This is a genomic window from Actinomadura sp. J1-007 (assembly GCF_009793335.1).
In the GTDB taxonomy this organism is placed as follows: domain Bacteria; phylum Actinomycetota; class Actinomycetes; order Streptosporangiales; family Streptosporangiaceae; genus Spirillospora; species Spirillospora yumaensis.
The window spans coordinates 960583-976669 of the sequence record NZ_WING01000001.1 but is presented as its reverse complement, the minus strand read 5'-3'; the positions used below and the strand labels follow the sequence as shown (position 1 = coordinate 976669).

Below are 16087 nucleotides of genomic sequence, written 5' to 3'. Positions count from 1 at the left end.
GACGGGGCGTGGCCCTCTGACGACTGTGGAAAACTGGGGTCGCTATGGAATATCTGATCCTCATCGCCGCACTGGTCGTGCTCGCCCTGATCGTGGGCGGCGTGATGTTCCTGCGGCCCGGGCGGCGCCGCCCGCCCGTCGAACCCGCCGAGCGTCCCGACGAGACCGCCCCGGCCGCCGGCACCGCCGTCGTCGACGAGGACCAGGCGGCTCCGACCATCGAACGGGCCCCGCCGACGCCGGTGGTGCCGCCCGAACCGGAGATCGAGAAGCCGCCGCCCGGCGCCGGCCGCCTCGTCCGGCTGCGGGCCCGCCTCGCCCGCTCGCAGGGCGCGTTCGGCAAGACCCTCCTCGGCCTGCTGTCGCGCGACACGCTCGACGACGACGCCTGGGAGGAGATCGAGGACACGCTGATCACCGCCGACATGGGCGCGGCGGTGGCCCGGCAGATCACCGACGACCTGCGCACCCGGGTCCAGGTGCTCGGCACCCGCAGCCCGGACGAGGTGCGCGCGATGCTCAAGGAGGAGCTGGTCAAGCAGATCGGCCCCGACCTGGACCGCTCGCTGCGCACCGAGCCGCACGGCGGCCACCCCTCGGTGATCATGGTGGTGGGGGTCAACGGCACCGGCAAGACCACCACCTGCGGCAAGCTCGGCCGCGTCCTCGTCGGCGACGGGCGCAGCGTGCTGCTCGGCGCCGCCGACACCTTCCGCGCCGCCGCCGCCGACCAGCTGGAGACCTGGGGAACCCGGGTCGGGGCGCAGGTCGTCCGCAAGGACGAGGGCGCCGACCCCGCCAGCGTGGCGTTCGACGCGGTCAAGCGCGGCATCGACAGCAAGGTCGACACCGTGATCGTCGACACCGCGGGCCGGCTGCACACCAAGACCGGCCTGATGGACGAGCTCGGCAAGGTCAAGCGGGTGGTCGAGAAGCAGGCCGAGGTCGACGAGGTGCTGCTCGTCCTCGACGCCACCACCGGGCAGAACGGCATGCAGCAGGCCCGCGTGTTCGCCGAGGTCGTCAACATCACCGGCGTCGTGCTGACCAAGCTCGACGGCACCGCCAAGGGCGGCATCGTCGTCCAGGTCCAGCGCGAGCTCGGCGTCCCGGTCAAGCTCGTCGGCCTCGGCGAGGGCCCCGACGACCTGGCGCCGTTCGAGCCCGAGGCGTTCGTGGACGCCATCCTCGGAGACTGACCGCCGCCCTCACCCCGCGGGACCCCCGCCCTCGCACTGCGGGAACGCCTCGCCTCCGCACGGCGAGACCACCCCGCCCACGCACTGCGGGAACGCCTCGCCCCGCACGGCGGGAACGGCCCGCCTCCGCACGGCGGGAACGGCCCGCCTCCGTAACGCGGGAACGCCCCGCGCGCATCCGTCCGATGCGCGCGGGGCGTTCTGTTTTCGTTGTGAAATTCGTGTCAACGGAAACGTAAAGCCGCTATGGGACGCCCAAATTGTCCGAAGAATAGGGAAGTGAGGCTTCCGAAACATCTCCGAAACACAGCCCGGCCGGGTTTCACACTCCGGAAACGCAAGGGCCTTTCAGGTGAAACCGCCGCGTTCGAGTCTCTGAGCAGTCACGTTCCCTGGCGAGGAGGGACCCTTCCCGAGATGAAGATCGACAGCGGTAGTACCGCCTGGATGCTGGCGAGCACCGCGCTCGTCCTGCTCATGACGCCGGGCCTGGCCTTCTTCTACGGAGGCATGAGCCGGGCCAAGAGCGTGCTCAACATGATGATGATGAGCTTCGTCAGCATCGCCGTGGTGGGCATGCTCTGGGTCGTCTACGGCTACTCCCTCGCGTTCACCGGCGGCGGGCTCAGCTCGTTCATCGGCGGGCTCGGCGACTGGGGGCTGGTCGGCCTGGAGAAGGTCGCGACGACCGAGGACGGGACGGGGATCCCGCAGCTCGTCTTCGTCGCGTTCCAGGCGACGTTCGCCATCATCACCGTCGCGCTCATCAGCGGCGCCGTGGCCGACCGCGCCAAGTTCGGCGCCTGGGTCGTCTTCACCGTCGTCTGGGTGACGCTGGTGTACCTGCCGATCGCCCACTGGGTCTGGTGGTCCGACGGGCAGGAGAACGGGAAGTCGGGGTGGATCTTCGATCTGGGCGCCCTCGACTTCGCGGGCGGGACCGTCGTGCACATCAACGCCGGCGTCGCGGCCCTCGCGGTGGTCCTCGTGCTCGGCAAGCGCAAGGGCTGGCCGAAGGACCCGATGCGGCCCCACAACCTGCCGTTCGTGCTGCTCGGCGCGGGCCTGCTGTGGTTCGGCTGGTTCGGGTTCAACGCCGGGTCGGCGCTGTCGGCGGGCTCGACGGCCGCGGTCGCGTTCATCAACACCCTGGTCGCCACCTGCGCCGCCGCGTTCTCCTGGATCATCGTCGAGAAGCTCCGCGACGGCAGCTCCACCACCCTCGGCATCGCGTCCGGCGTCGTCGCCGGCCTGGTCGCGGTCACCCCGGCCTGCGCGTTCGTCACCCCGCTCGGCGCGATCGCCCTCGGCCTGGTCGCCGGCGCGGTCTGCGCGTTCGCGGTCGGCCTGAAGTACCGGCTCGGCTTCGACGACTCGCTCGACGTCGTCGGCGTCCACATGGTCGGCGGCATCGTCGGCGCGCTGCTGATCGGCGTCCTCGCCACCACCGCCGTGAACGACGCGGGCGCCGACGGCCTCCTCGCCGGAGGCGGGTTCGGGCTGCTCGGCAAGCAGGCCGTCGCGGTCGCCTCGACCCTCGTCTACTCGTTCGTCGTGACGTTCGCCATCGCCAAGGCCATCGACCTGGTGATGGGCTTCCGGATCAGCGAGGAGGACGAGATCGCCGGGATCGACGGCACCGCCCACGCCGAGACCGCGTACGACTTCGGTACGGTGCACGCCGGCGGCGGCGCGTCCGTCGCCCGTCCGGCACCCGCGCCCGTCTCCGACGGCGCCGCTAAGAAGGTGGAGGCGTAGCGATGAAGCTGATCACGGCGGTCATCAAGCCGTTCAAGCTGGACGAGGTCAAGGCGGCCCTGGAGGCGTTCGGGGTCAAGGGCCTGACCGTCAGCGAGGCCAGCGGGTACGGCCGGCAGAAGGGCCACACCGAGGTCTACCGGGGCGCGGAGTACAAGGTCGACCTCGTGCCGAAGCTGCGGGTCGAGGTGCTGGTCGAGGCCGAGGACGCCGACGACATCATCGACGTCATCGTCAAGGCCGCCCGCACCGACAAGATCGGCGACGGGAAGGTCTGGGCGGTCCCGGTCGACTCCGTCGTCCGCGTCCGGACCGGCGAGACCGGCCCGGAAGCCCTGTAGGGAGCGCAGTGGCCCTCGCCCGCGAGACGGCCGGACCCGCCCCGGCCGGAGCCGCCGGAGCGGCCCGCGCGGCCCTCAGAGCCGCGCGGGCCGACCGCGCCACCGCCCTCGACGCCTGGCTGGCCGCCCTCCTCCCGTCCCGTCCGGACATCGCGCTGGCCGCCGTCGGCAGCCACGCCCGCCGCGAGCTGACCCCCGGCGGCGACCTCGACCTCGTCCTGCTGCACCGCGGCCGGGCCGACGTCGCCGAACTCGCCGACCGCGTCTGGTACCCGGTCTGGGACTCGGGGACGCGGCTCGACCACTCCGTCCGCACCGTCAACGAGGCGCGGACCGTGGCGCGCGGCGACCTCAAGGCCGCGCTCGGCCTGCTGTCGGCGCGCCGCGTCTGCGGCGACCGCGCCCTCGTGGACGAGCTGCGCGCCGCCGTCCTCGCCGACTGGCGCGCCGACGCCCGCGTCCGGCTCGCCGAGCTGGCCGAACTGAGCCGGGCGCGCTGGGACGCGCAGGGCGAGCTGGCGTTCCTCCTCGAACCCGACCTCAAGGAGGCCCGCGGCGGCCTCCGCGACGTGCACGTCATGCAGGCCGTCGCCGCCTCCTGGGTCGCGTCCGCCCCCGACGCCCGGGTCCGCGGCGCCCACGACCTGCTGCTCGACGTACGGCACGCGCTGCACGACGTCACGGGCCGTTCGTCCGACAGGCTCGTCCTCCAGGAGCAGGACGCCGTCGCGAAGGCCCTCGGGATGCTGGACGCGGGCGTCCTCCAGCGCGCGGTCACCGAGGCCGCGCGCGCCATCGCGTACGCGGGCGACAACCTGTGGCGGCGCGCCGAACGGTTCTCCGCGCCCCGCCGCCCGCGCTCGGCCGCGCGCCCCCGCGGCGTCGAGCGCAGCCCGGTCGGCGACGGCGCGGTCGAGCACGAGGGCGAGGTCGTCCTCGCCCGCAACGCCGACCTCGACGACCCGGCCCTCGTCCTGCGGGTCGCCGCCGCGGCGGCGCAGGCGGGCCTGCCCCTCGCGCCCGCCACCCTCGACCGCCTCGCCGAACGGGCCGCCCTCCCGTCCGAACCGTGGCCCGCCCCGGCCCGCGATGCGCTGGTCTCCCTGCTCGGCGCGGGCCCCGCCGCGATCGGCGTCTGGGAGGCCCTCGACCAGGCCGGGATGATCGTCCGGCTGCTCCCCGACTGGGAACGCGTCCGGAACCGGCCACAGCGCAACCCCGTCCACCGCTTCACCGTGGACCGCCATCTCGTCGAGTGCGCCGCCGGAGCCGCCGCCCTCACCCGCGAGGTCGCCCGCCCCGACCTCCTGCTCGTCGGCGCGCTCCTGCACGACATCGGCAAGGGCTGGCCGGGCGACCACTCCGTCGGCGGCGCCGTCGTCGCCCGCGACCTCGGCGCCCGGCTCGGCTTCGCCCCCGACGACGTCCGCGTCCTGGAGGCCGTCGTCCGCCACCACCTCCTGCTCCCCGAGACCGCCACCCGCCGCGACATCGACGACCCGAAGACCGTCCGCTCGGTCACGGACGCCGTCGCCGCCGTCCCCGGCCGCGAGCACGAGATCATCGAACTGCTCGCCGCCCTCGCCGTCGCCGACGGCCAGGCCACCGGCCCCGCGGCCTGGGGCGCCTGGAAGGCCCGCCTCGTCGCCGAACTCGCCCGCCGGGCCACCGCCGCCCTCTCCGGCGGCACACCCCCGCCAGCCCCCGCCCTCGCGCCCGAACAGCTCGCCCTGGCCCGCCACGACGGAGGCTCCGTCCGCGTCACCGGCTCCCGCGTCACCATCGCCGCCCCCGACCGCCCCGGCCTCCTCTGGCGCGCCGCCGGCGTCCTGGCCCTCCACCGCCTGGCCGTCCGCACCGCCCGGACGATCTCAGCCCCCACCACCCCGCCGGACGCGCGCGGCGATGAGTCCAGGCGGCGATCGAACGGCTCCGGGGGGACGGCCGTGCTCGACTTCACCGCCGTTCCGGAGTACGGGACGCCGCCGGACCCGGCCGCCCTCGAAGCCGATCTGCGCCGGATGCTCGCCGACCGCCTCGACGTCGCCGAACGGCTCGAACGGCGCGCCCGCTCCATGCGGGTACGGCGCGGCGTGACCGTTCCGCCGCCTCGGGTGACGATCGTCGACGACGCGTCCAGCACGGCGACGGTCGTCGAGGTGCGGGCCCACGACCGCCCCGGCCTGCTGTGGCGGGTCGGCCAGGCGCTCGGCTCGTGCGGCCTCCAGGTCCGCGCGGCCCAGGTCGACACCCTGGGCGCCGAGGCCGTCGACGTCTTCTACGTCGTGGACGGCGAAGGCCGCCCCCTCACCGACCCCGCCGCCCTCTCCGCCGTCCGAACCCAGGTCCTCGCCGCCCTCCAGTAACCCCGAAACACATCACCCCCACCTCGCCCACCACAACAGAACACCCACGGGCGCGGCTCGCCCGCCCCAACGGAACGCCCACGGGCACGGACTCGCCCGCCACAACAGAACGCCCCGTACGCCCGCCGTGCGCCCGCCGTTCGACCACCGTGCGGACCGCCTGCGCCCCCGTGCGTCCGCCGTGCGCCACCCATGCGACCGCCGGGCGATGACCGAGGGACTGCTGCGCCCCCGTGCGTCCGCCCTGCGCCCGCCGAGTGATTCCCGCGAGACGGCCGCGAGACGACCGTGCGACGACCGCTGGACGACTGTGCGATCGCCGTGCGACGGTCGCTGTGCGATCGTCGCGTTGCGAGCCGGCGGCGGGCGGCCTGAGAACGGTGCGTTCGGGCGGGCGGGGCTCGGCCCCCGACCCGATAGTCTGATAGGCGATCCCAGAAGCTTTCCAAGGACGGTCCAGACACGTGTTCGAGACGCTCTCCGACCGGTTGACGACGGTCTTCTCGTCGTTGCGCAGCAAGGGCCGGCTCTCCGAGGCCGACATCAACGCGACGGCCCGCGAGATCCGTGTCGCGCTCCTTGAGGCCGACGTGGCGCTGCCCGTGGTCAAGGACTTCATCGCCCAGATCAAGGAACGGGCACGGGGATCGGAGGTCTCCCAGGCGCTCAACCCGGCCCAGCAGGTCGTCAAGATCGTCAACGAGGAGCTCATCAACATCCTCGGCGGCGAGACCCGCCGGATCAGGTTCGCCAAGAACCCGCCCACCGTGATCATGCTCGCGGGCCTCCAGGGCGCGGGCAAGACGACCCTGGCGGGCAAGCTGGCCCGGTGGCTGAAGTCCGAGGGCCACGCGCCGCTGCTCGTCGCCGCCGACCTCCAGCGTCCGAACGCCGTCCAGCAGCTCCAGGTCGTCGGCGAGCGCGCCTCGGTGCCGGTCTTCGCGCCCGAGCCGGGCAGCGGCGTCGGCGACCCGGTGGACGTCGCGCGCCGGTCCATCGACCAGGCCAAGCACGCCCAGCACGACGTCGTCGTCATCGACACCGCCGGCCGCCTCGGCATCGACGCCGAGATGATGCAGCAGGCGATCGACATCCGCGACGCCGTCCGCCCCGACGAGGTCCTGTTCGTCGTGGACGCCATGGTCGGCCAGGACGCGGTCAACACCGCCCAGGCGTTCATGGACGGAGTCGGCTTCGACGGGGTCGTCCTCACCAAGCTCGACGGCGACGCCCGGGCGGCGCCGCGCTCTCGGTCCGGCACATCACCGGCCGCCCGATCATGTTCGCGTCCACGGGCGAGAAGCTGGAGGACTTCAGCGTCTTCCACCCCGACCGGATGGCCGGGCGCATCCTCGACATGGGCGACATCCTCACCCTGATCGAGCAGGCCGAGCAGGCGTTCGACGCCGCCCAGGCCGAGAAGATGACCACCAAGTTCGCGTCGGGCGAGGACTTCACGCTCGAGGACTTCCTCGAGCAGATGATGATGATCCGCAAGCTCGGCCCGATCGGCAACCTGCTCGGCATGATGCCGGGCATGGGGCAGGTCCGCGACCAGGTCAGCCAGATCGACGACAAGGACCTCGACCGGGTCGCCGCGATCATCCGCTCGATGACCCCCGGCGAGCGCTCCAACCCCAAGATCATCAACGGTTCCCGCCGCGCCCGCATCGCCAAGGGCTCCGGCGTCACCGTCGGCGAGGTCAACAGCCTCGTCACCCGGTTCTTCGACGCCCAGAAGATGGTCCGCCAGATGGCGGGCGGCATGGGCATTCCGGGCATGCCGGGCCGCCGCAAGGCCAAGCAGGCCGCGAAGGCGACCAAGAAGAAGGGCAAGCAGCGCAGCGGCGACCCGCGCAAGCGCGCCGCCGGCAAGAACAGCGCCGAGCAGCCCGCCGCGGCCCAGGAGAGCGCCCCCCAGGGCCTTCCGCCCGGCCTCGGCGGTCCCGGCGGCGGCCCCGGCGCCCTGCCCCCGGGCCTGGGCGGCCAGCTCCCGCCCGGCTTCCAGATGCCCGACCTCGGCAAGCTCCAAGGCCGCAAGAAGAAGTGACCCGCCGTCCGGGGCCCGCCGCGCCGTGGGCCCCGGCGACCTGCGACACGCCGAGTGCCGAAGGCGCGGCGACCTCGGCGGCACGTACGGCAAGGGCGTCGCGACGGAGGCTGACTGGGCGGTCACGGAGAGAAATGGGCGCGTGTCATCCCACGATTGCGCTTTTCTCGCGATCGTCTGGCAGAATGGCAGGCTGGAAACCCCGGAATCGCCAGGCGCCCTCTCTCGTCCTGTGCGGCCGGAGTCCATCGAGCGGCCGGGTCACCGGTGTTCCCCACCTGGGTACGGCCTGCTCACCCTGTACGAAGTCTGGAGAACACCACACCCGTGGCAGTCAAGATCAAGCTCAAGCGTCTGGGGAAGATCCGGAACCCGCAGTACCGGATCGTCGTCGCCGATGCCCGCACCAAGCGTGACGGTCGGGCCATCGAGGAGATCGGGCTCTACCAGCCCAAGCAGGAGCCGTCGCTCATCAAGATCGACTCCGAGCGCGCGCAGTACTGGCTGGGCGTCGGCGCGCAGCCGACCGAGCCCGTGCTCAACCTGCTGAAGATCACCGGTGACTGGCAGAAGTTCAAGGGCGAGCCGGGCGCCGAGGGCACCCTCAAGGTCGCCGAGCCGAAGCCCGACAAGAAGGCCGTCTTCGAGGCCGCCGTCAAGGAGTCGCTGGGCGACGACGCGGGCGAGTCCACCGCCGCCCGCGGCAAGAAGAAGGCCGAGCCGAAGAAGACCGAGGCCAAGGACAACGAGGCCAAGGCCGCCGAGACAACCGAAGTCAAGAGCGAGGGCTGACGTGCTCGAAGAAGCGCTCGAGCACCTGGTCCGCGGGATCGTCGAGAACCCGGACGACGTCCGGGTTCGCGCCCGCCGGATCAGGGGCGGCCGGGTCCTGGAGGTGCGCGTGCACCCCGAGGACCTGGGCAAGGTCATCGGCCGAAGCGGTCGTACCGCCAAGGCCCTGCGCACGGTGATCAGCGCCCTCTCCGGAGGACGCTACGTGCGCGTGGACCTGCTCGACGTCAACGAGGTCCGCTGAGTGTCCCTCCGGCATGAGACGTGCCGGGGAGCCTCCGGAGGCGCCACCGGCGACCTCCGGTACGCGCGGACCCGCGCCGGTCGCACCGACCGGCGGTCGGAGCGGGCCCGATGAGCGAGCCGCTCGTGGTGGGCCGGATCGGTCGGCCGCACGGGATCCGTGGCGAGAACACGATCGACGTCCGTACGGACGATCCGGACGCCCGCTTCGCGGCGGGCGCCCAACTCGCCACCGACCCCGCGGCCGCCGGCCCGCTCACCGTCGAGCGCGCCCGCTGGCATTCGGGACGCCTGCTCGTGCGCTTCGCCGGGATCGGCGACCGCGACGCCGCCGACGCCCTGCGCGGCACGTGGCTCGTCGTCGATCCTGACGACATCCCCTCGTCCGGCGATCCCGACGACTTCCACGACCAGGAACTCGTCGGGCTCGCCGTGGTCACGACCGCGGGCGACGAGATCGGCACGGTCGCCGAGATCCGGCACCACGGCCAGGACCTCCTGGTCGTGCGCCGCACCGGAGGCGGCGAGGCCCTCGTGCCGTTCGTCGCCGCGCTCGTCCCCGAGGTGGACGTTCCCGGGGGACGCCTCGTCCTCGATCCGCCCCCCGGCCTGCTGGACGACACCGAGCCGTGAGAATCGATATCATCACGATCTTCCCGGAGTACTTCGCTCCGCTGGACGTCTCCCTCCTCGGCAAGGCCCGCCGCAACGGCCTGCTCACCGTCGACGTCCACGACCTGCGGCGATGGACCCACGACCGGCACCGCACCGTCGACGACACCCCGTACGGCGGCGGCCCCGGCATGGTCATGAAGCCCGGCCCGTGGGGCGAGGCCCTGGACACCATCGCCCCCTTGCCCCACACCCCCGCCCCATCCTCCCCCCAGCCTCCCGCCACCCCTTCCGACCAGAACCCCGTCCCGGCGCCCACCCAGGCTCCCGCCTCGGCCCCGATCAAGCTCCCGACCCATCCTCCGCCCAGGCTCCCGCCTCGGCCTCTGATCAGGCTCCCGGCCCATCCTCCGCTCAGGCTCCCGAGCCGCCGGCACACGCCGCTGCCGCTGCCGACATCACTGCCAGTGGCATTGCCGGCGGCGATGCGGGGGCGGGGACCGGGCGGCTGGTGGCGGGGGAGCGCCGCGGCTGATCGTCCCGACTCCGAGCGGGCGGCCGTTCACCCAGGCGCTTGCGGCGGAGTACGCGTCGGAGCCGTGGCTGGTGTTCGCTTGCGGACGGTACGAGGGGATCGACTCGCGAGTCGTCGAGGAGGCGCGCACCCGGATGCGGGTGGACGAGGTCAGCCTCGGCGACTTCGTGCTCGCCGGCGGAGAGGTCGCCGCGCTGGTCATGATCGAGGCGGTCGGGCGGCTGCTCCCGGGGTGCTCGGCAACGCCGACTCGGTCGCCGACGACTCGTTCGCCCCCGGGGCGATGGAATCGCTGCTGGAGGGGCCCGTCTACACCAAGCCTCCGGTCTGGCGTGATCGGGGCATCCCGGACGTTCTGCTGTCGGGGCATCACGGCGCGATCGCCCGCTGGCGGCGGGACGAGGCGTTGCGGCGCACCGCCCGCAACCGTCCCGAACTGCTCGCTCGCCTGGATCCGTCCGCTCTCGACGCACATGATCGGAAAGTGCTCGCCGAAGCCGGTTTTCCGGTTGACGGCGAAGATATGGCACACTAGAGCGTCGCCGTGCGTTCGATCGCGCGGCACGATGACTTCCCAAGAAGATCCACTTCGCGCGGCGCGACGCCCCATGACCAGCACCACCGGGGCCTCTCGATGTCCGCGTTCGACCCATGAGGAACCGCTGCGATGCACACCCTGATCCAGGAGATCGAGAAGGCCGCGATGCGCGCCGACGTGCCGGACTTCCGTCCGGGTGACACGCTCAAGGTGCACGTCCGCGTCACCGAAGGCAACCGGAGCCGGATCCAGGTCTTCCAGGGCGTGGTGATCCGGCGGCAGGGCGGCGGCGCCCGCGAGACGTTCACCGTCCGCAAGGTCAGCTACAGCGTCGGCGTCGAGCGGACCTTCCCGCTCAACAGCCCGTCGATCGAGAAGATCGAAGTCGTCACCCGCGGTGACGTTCGCCGGGCCAAGCTGTACTACCTGCGCAACCTGCGCGGCAAGGCCGCGCGCATCAAGGAGAAGCGCGACTTCTGAGCCGTCCGGCTCGCACGGCGCCCCGGGAACCCTGCAAGGTGACCGGGGCGTTGCCCGTTTCGGATGGTTCCGTCCGCCGGGCACTTTGACGACACGCCCATGCACGAGGTGCCGGGGCCGTAGCGCCGATAGGCTTTCGCTCTGATGACTGACGAGGACGATCGGAGAGACGTGCGATCCGAAGCCGAGGGCGCGGTGCCCGAAGATAAGCAGACCGTGACCTCCGGTGAGGAGACGGCCGACACCCCCTCCGACGACGACTCGGCTCCCAAGGACTCCGAGCAGAAGGACTCCGACCAGGACGAGTCCGCCGACGAGGAGACCGGCCGGAAGAAAAAGAAGAAGCCCGGCTCCTTCTGGAAAGAGCTGCCGATCCTCATCGGCGTCGCGCTCGTGCTCGCCCTGGTGATCAAGGCGTTCGCCGTGCAGGCGTTCTACATCCCCTCCGGGTCGATGGAGAACACGCTCCAGGTCGGCGACCGTGTCCTCGTCAACAAGATCGTCTACCACACCCGCGACATCGCGCGCGGCGACATCGTCGTCTTCAACGGCCTGGACTCCTGGGACCCCGAGATGCAGGTCAAGGAGCCCGGCAACCCGGTGTCGAAGGTCCTGCGCGCCATCGGCAGCGCCTTCGGCGTCGCGCCCAACGAGAAGGACTACATCAAGCGGGTCATCGGCATCCCCGGCGACCACGTCAAGTGCTGCGACGCGAAGGGCCGCGTCACCGTCAACGGCGTCCCGCTCGAGGAGAAGTCCTACCTGTTCACCGAGCCCGTGACGCACGAGCAGAACAAGCCGTCCAACGAGGCGTTCGACGCCACCGTCAAGCCCGGCCAGCTCTGGGTCATGGGCGACCACCGCGAACTGTCGTACGACTCCCGCTCCCACCGGGGCGACCCGGGCGGCGGCACCATCCCGACGAACCGCGTCATCGGCCGCGCGTTCGTCATCGTGTGGCCGCTCAACCGGATCGACACACTGCCGATCCCGGGCACGTTCAAGCAGCCCGCCCTGCACGCCGCCGCCGCGTTCGCCCCAGCGGCCCCGCTCACCTTGGGCCTGATAGGCGCGATCCCGCTCACCTACTTCCAACGCCGCCTCCGCCTGCGCCTACGCCGCTGACTCGCCCGGCCCCGCCGGCCACCGCCGCACACCCACCGTCTACCGCCTACCGCCCATCCCGGCGGTAACCGCGGCATACCCACCACCACCTTTGTCCCGCTCTACTAGCCGCCTGACCCAGACCACTCCTTCACCGGATGAGCGGCTTCTGGTCTTTCACCCATGTGAGGGGCTCCCGGTCTCGCCTGCCCACACAGACGGCCCGGCCCTTCACGCGAGCACACGCCCGGCCGAGCCAGCCTCTCCAGGCCGTCCCGCCACCTGCATGGAGGGACGGCCGCTCCAGGCGGCGTCAATCAGGCCGCCCCGCTACCCGCGCGAGGGGACGGCCGGTCCAGTGCGCCTCACCAGGCCGTCCTGCCACCCGCCCGCACGGAGGACGGCCGCTCCAGGCGGCATCAAACAGGCCACCCCGCACTCACGCGAGCACACACCCAGCCAAGCCCGCCTCACCAGGCCGTCCCGCCACCTGCATGGAGGGACGGCCGCTCCAGGCGGCGTCAATCAGGCCGCCCCGCCACCCACGCGAGCACACGCCCAGTCCAGCCCGCCCCGCCACCCACGCGAGCACACGCCCAGTCCAGCCCGCCTCACCAGGCCATCCCGCCACCCGCACGGAGGACGGCCGCCCTAAGCGGCGTCAAACAGGCCACCATGCCACGGCGTGCCGGGGGACGGCCGGTTCAGGCCGCGTCGGACAGACTGTCCCGCCGCTCGTGCGAGGGGATGGCCGTTCCTGGTCGTCGGCCAGTCGTTCCGCCATCCGCGCAGGGGACGGCCGGTCCAGGCCACGCCGGCCAGAGCGTCCCGCATTCGCGCGAGGGATGGCCGGTCCAGGACGCGTCGAACAGGCCGTCCCCGCCGCTCGCGCGAGAGGACGGCCGCTCTAGCCCGCGTCGCGGACAGCCCGTTCCGTCATCCGCGCGAGGGCGTTAGAAAGACGGGGGCGGCGAGGACCTGGCTGTGCGCCGCTGTGCCGTTCTCTCGGCTTGCCGGAACGCGTGTTCGCCAAGATGGGCACGGACGTCAAGTATGTGTAGGTGGACTTCACCTCCAGTACGTGTCGGCGTTCGCGACGATGCTCCGCGCGGCTTGGCCGATCTGAGTCGTCTCCAACAAGTCGTCCCGCCAGTCGCGTGAGGGCGTTAGAGAGACGGAGCTTGTGGGGTGCTGGCCGTGCGCCGCCTGTGCTGTTCTCTCGATTTGCCCTAGCCCTTGTTCGTCCAGGTGGCACGGGAAATCAGCCTGTGTGGAGGGGCTTCACCGGCTCCTCGTACGTGTGGTTCGAGACCTCTTCGTACGTGCGGGTTCGCGGCGATGCGCTGTGCGTCCTGGCTGGCCCCGATGAGCCCGGCAGGCCGTCCCGGCACCCACGCAGGGGCCCGGTTCGCGTGGCGTTGGGAATGGGGCGGGGGCCACTTGTTCCGAGCAAGCGGGTCCTGCTGTTCGGGTGACGGGTCCGGGCGTGGGGCGTTCCCTTTCTGCTTCGGTTTCCTGCGTTTGCTTGTGCGCTCGCTTGAGGTGCGGGCGTAGGCGGTTCCGGGTGGTCGCGTGGTTTGGGGTGTGGCTGCCGTTCGTGGAGGTGGTCAGGGCAAGGGCTGTGGGGTGGTGGGGGTGAGGGCTGGCTCGGGGTGTTGGGGCGGGGTTATGTGGGCGGTGGGTTGGGGGTCGGGAAGGGGAGTTCGGGGAGCATTGCTGGGGGTTGGCGACGTACGCTGCGGAGCATGATGGGTCGTCCACTTCGCTTCACGCCGCGCCGGGATGCCGGGATGCGCGCCTACGAGCGCGCTCTGGAGCACGGCGGGTTCAGCCCGGTGGCCGGTGTCGACGAGGCCGGGCGGGGTGCCTGTGCGGGGCCGCTGGTGGTCGGTGCGGTGATCCTCCAAGGAGGGCGGGGGACGATCGAGGGGCTGACGGACTCCAAGCTCCTCACGCCGGCCCGGCGGGAGGAGTTGTACGCGGAGATCGTCGAACGGGCGTTCGCCTGGAGTGCCGTGGTCATCCCGTGCCATGACATCGACCGGATCGGCGTGCACCGGTGCAACATCACGGGAATGCGGCGGGCGCTGGCCGCGCTGGACCGGAGGCCCGCGTACGTGCTGAGCGACGGGTTTCCGGTGCCGGGGCTGGACGTGCCGGGGCTCGCGGTGATCAAGGGCGACCAGGTGGCCGCCTGCGTGGCGGCGGCGTCGATCGTCGCCAAGGTCACCAGGGACCGGATCATGGTGGAGACGCATGAGCGCTACCCGGACTACGGCTTCGACGAGCACAAGGGCTATGTGACCAAGGCGCACTCCGCGGCGCTGGCCGAGCACGGTCCGTGTCCGGAGCATCGGTTCTCCTACGTCAATGTCGGGCGGGCGTTGCGTAACAATGGAGAGGTGGCCTTGGGGGAGGAGGCCGGGGAGCTCCCAGTGGAGGAGCTGCCCGGCGACGGCCGGACGGAAGGGGCACGAGCGTGAGCGCCGAGGATCTCGAGAAGTACGAGACCGAGATGGAGTTGCAGCTCTATCGCGAGTATCGGGACGTCGTCGGGCTGTTCACCTATGTCGTGGAGACCGAGCGCAGGTTCTACCTGACGAACTCGGTCGACCTACAGGTGCGCGGCGCGGAGAACGGAGAGGTCTTCTTCGAGGTCACGATGCAGGACGCCTGGGTGTGGGACATGTACCGGCCCGCGAGGTTCGTCAAGAACGTGCGTGTCGTCACGTTCAAGGACGTCAACGTCGAGGAACTCGCCAAGAGCGACTTCGAGCTGCCCGCCGACCAGTGATCATCTGCGCTGCTTCGCGGCGGGAGTGAGCCGCCAGCCTCCTGGGGCTCGTTCGAGGAAGCCGCCCGCGGCGAGAAGCCCCAGTTTGCCGTTGGCGGTCGGAAGGTCGAGCCCGGCTTTCGCTGCGACCTGCGCGGGACCGGCCGCGCCCCGGGCGGGCAGGGCCTCCAGTACGGCCAGAGTCTCGCGATCCAGGCGGTCTCGGGGCAGGACGGGGGTCTCGGGTTGTGGAGCCAGGTCGGCTCCGATGCGGCCGACCGCTTCGATGACCTCCTCGGGACCGGTCACGAGGGTCGCGCCCTCCTCGCGGAGCAGGCGGTGACAGCCCACGGAGGTCCGGGCGCCGACCGGGCCCGGCACCGCCATCAGGACGCGGCCGAGCTTCTGTGACCACGTCGCCGTACTCAGGGCGCCGCTGCGCCGCTCGGCCTCGATGACGACCGTTCCGCGGGAGAGGGCCGCGATCACCCGGTTGCGGACCAGGAAGCGCAGGCGCTGCGGCTGTGTGCCCGGCGGTGACTCGCTCACCAGGAGCGAACGGCGGGCCATCTCCGCGAACAGGCCGTCGTTGGCCGCCGGATAGGGGACGTCGACGCCGTTGGCGAAGACCGCGACCGTTGGCCCGTCCGCCGCCAGCGCACCCCGGTGGGCCGCCGCGTCGATCCCTAGAGCGCCGCCGGAGATCACGGTCCAGCCCTGGGTGGCCAGATCGGCGGCGAGGTCGGCCGAGACCCGCAGCCCGTAGGGGGAGGCCGCGCGGGAGCCGACGAGGGCCACCGAACGCAGGCAGCCGTAGCGGAGATCGCCTGGGCCGCGCAGCCACAGCGCGTACGGTCTCTGCGACCCGAGATCGTCCAGTGTCGTAGGCCACTCCGGGTTTCCCGGGCAGACAAGGCGCCCGCCGAACCGTTCGCAGACGAGGATGTCCTGCTCCGGTGCGGCCGCCGCTAAGCGAATGCTCCATCGTTGGAGTCGACGTTCGAATCGGTGTTCTTCGTCTTTGGAGGCGGCGAGGCCGTCGGGGATCCTTTGCGTTCGGATGGCCTCCAGTGCTTCTCTGGCGCCGACATGGTCGATGAGTCGGTTGAGGAGTGCTTCTCCTGGCTCCGCCGCCGCACACAGCGCGGCTCTGGCCATCGTCTCGTCGGTCATTCCGTCCATCGTCTTCTCCAACAGGTGAAGGTGGGGCGGGCTTGGGGCGCCCTGAGTGGTCGTGGTGCCGCCTGCCAACGGGGACGGCATGGGAGTACTGGAACGTGGGCTGACGTCTTGGCG

The 16087-nt window shown here is 71.7% G+C and carries 12 protein-coding genes and 3 pseudogenes; 14 read left to right on the top strand and 1 reads right to left on the bottom strand.

Annotated features, from left to right (window positions below):
• Nucleotides 1–44 precede the first annotated feature (44 nt).
• The 14 genes and pseudogenes from ftsY to GEV43_RS04330 all read left to right on the top strand — a co-directional run bounded on the left by ftsY (nucleotide 45) and on the right by GEV43_RS04330 (nucleotide 14812).
• Nucleotides 45–1199 carry a signal recognition particle-docking protein FtsY gene (gene ftsY, locus GEV43_RS04395; RefSeq protein WP_160819578.1) on the top strand — a complete coding sequence of 385 codons (1155 nt, stop codon included), beginning with the start codon at nucleotides 45–47 and terminating at the stop codon, nucleotides 1197–1199.
• Between the two features lie 417 nt (nucleotides 1200–1616).
• Nucleotides 1617–2957, top strand: a complete 1341-nt coding sequence (locus tag GEV43_RS04390; RefSeq protein WP_175249977.1) for an ammonium transporter — start codon at nucleotides 1617–1619, stop codon at nucleotides 2955–2957.
• A gap of 2 nt (nucleotides 2958–2959) precedes the next feature.
• The gene (locus GEV43_RS04385) at nucleotides 2960–3298 is read left to right on the top strand and encodes a P-II family nitrogen regulator (RefSeq protein ID WP_160819577.1); all 339 of its coding nucleotides are present in this window, start codon (nucleotides 2960–2962) and stop codon (nucleotides 3296–3298) included.
• 8 nt (nucleotides 3299–3306) lie between these two features.
• The gene (locus GEV43_RS04380) at nucleotides 3307–5664 is read left to right on the top strand and encodes a [protein-PII] uridylyltransferase (RefSeq protein ID WP_309239447.1); all 2358 of its coding nucleotides are present in this window, start codon (nucleotides 3307–3309) and stop codon (nucleotides 5662–5664) included.
• A gap of 464 nt (nucleotides 5665–6128) precedes the next feature.
• A pseudogene (gene ffh / locus GEV43_RS04375) lies at nucleotides 6129–7714 on the top strand (signal recognition particle protein).
• Nucleotides 7715–8041: 327 nt separating this feature from the next.
• Nucleotides 8042–8506: a 30S ribosomal protein S16 gene (rpsP, locus tag GEV43_RS04370; protein WP_160819576.1), complete on the top strand. Its 465-nt coding sequence runs from the start codon at nucleotides 8042–8044 to the stop codon at nucleotides 8504–8506.
• Nucleotide 8507: 1 nt separating this feature from the next.
• Nucleotides 8508–8750, top strand: a complete 243-nt coding sequence (locus GEV43_RS04365; RefSeq protein WP_021598307.1) for an RNA-binding protein — start codon at nucleotides 8508–8510, stop codon at nucleotides 8748–8750.
• A gap of 110 nt (nucleotides 8751–8860) precedes the next feature.
• The gene (gene rimM, locus GEV43_RS04360) at nucleotides 8861–9382 is read left to right on the top strand and encodes a ribosome maturation factor RimM (protein WP_160819575.1); all 522 of its coding nucleotides are present in this window, start codon (nucleotides 8861–8863) and stop codon (nucleotides 9380–9382) included.
• Nucleotides 9379–9600, top strand: a pseudogene (locus tag GEV43_RS04355) (tRNA (guanosine(37)-N1)-methyltransferase TrmD); the annotation flags it as partial. The gene rimM and the pseudogene GEV43_RS04355, both read left to right, overlap by 4 nt.
• 265 nt (nucleotides 9601–9865) lie before the next feature.
• Nucleotides 9866–10431 (top strand): annotated as a pseudogene (locus tag GEV43_RS04350) (tRNA (guanine(37)-N(1))-methyltransferase); the annotation flags it as partial.
• A 132-nt stretch (nucleotides 10432–10563) separates the two neighbouring features.
• Complete coding sequence (rplS, locus tag GEV43_RS04345) at nucleotides 10564–10914, top strand: 50S ribosomal protein L19 (RefSeq protein ID WP_030164333.1); 351 nt, start codon at nucleotides 10564–10566, stop codon at nucleotides 10912–10914.
• A 171-nt stretch (nucleotides 10915–11085) separates the two neighbouring features.
• A complete protein-coding gene (lepB, locus tag GEV43_RS04340) occupies nucleotides 11086–12039 on the top strand; it encodes a signal peptidase I (RefSeq protein ID WP_309239445.1) in 954 nt (317 codons plus the stop codon).
• A 1724-nt stretch (nucleotides 12040–13763) separates the two neighbouring features.
• The gene (locus GEV43_RS04335; protein WP_206681062.1) at nucleotides 13764–14501 is read left to right on the top strand and encodes a ribonuclease HII; all 738 of its coding nucleotides are present in this window, start codon (nucleotides 13764–13766) and stop codon (nucleotides 14499–14501) included.
• Nucleotides 14498–14812 (top strand): DUF2469 domain-containing protein, encoded by a 315-nt coding sequence (locus GEV43_RS04330; RefSeq protein WP_160819573.1) that lies wholly within the window; start codon nucleotides 14498–14500, stop codon nucleotides 14810–14812. Before GEV43_RS04335 ends, GEV43_RS04330 begins: the two co-directional genes overlap by 4 nt.
• Here GEV43_RS04330 and dprA read toward each other — a convergent pair whose 3' ends face one another.
• Nucleotides 14813–16042: a DNA-processing protein DprA gene (gene dprA / locus GEV43_RS04325; RefSeq protein WP_309239444.1), complete on the bottom strand. Its 1230-nt coding sequence runs from the start codon at nucleotides 16040–16042 to the stop codon at nucleotides 14813–14815.
• Nucleotides 16043–16087: the final 45 nt, after the last annotated feature.

Excerpts from the sequence above, each read along its gene's own strand:
- ftsY (WP_160819578.1), top strand. The coding sequence starts at position 45 with ATGGAATATCTGATCCTCATCGCCGCACTGGTCGTGCTCGCCCTGATC.
- GEV43_RS04390 (WP_175249977.1), top strand. The coding sequence starts at position 1,617 with ATGAAGATCGACAGCGGTAGTACCGCCTGGATGCTGGCGAGCACCGCG.
- GEV43_RS04385 (WP_160819577.1), top strand. The coding sequence starts at position 2,960 with ATGAAGCTGATCACGGCGGTCATCAAGCCGTTCAAGCTGGACGAGGTC.
- rimM (WP_160819575.1), top strand. The coding sequence starts at position 8,861 with ATGAGCGAGCCGCTCGTGGTGGGCCGGATCGGTCGGCCGCACGGGATC.
- rplS (WP_030164333.1), top strand. The coding sequence starts at position 10,564 with ATGCACACCCTGATCCAGGAGATCGAGAAGGCCGCGATGCGCGCCGAC.
- GEV43_RS04335 (WP_206681062.1), top strand. The coding sequence starts at position 13,764 with ATGATGGGTCGTCCACTTCGCTTCACGCCGCGCCGGGATGCCGGGATG.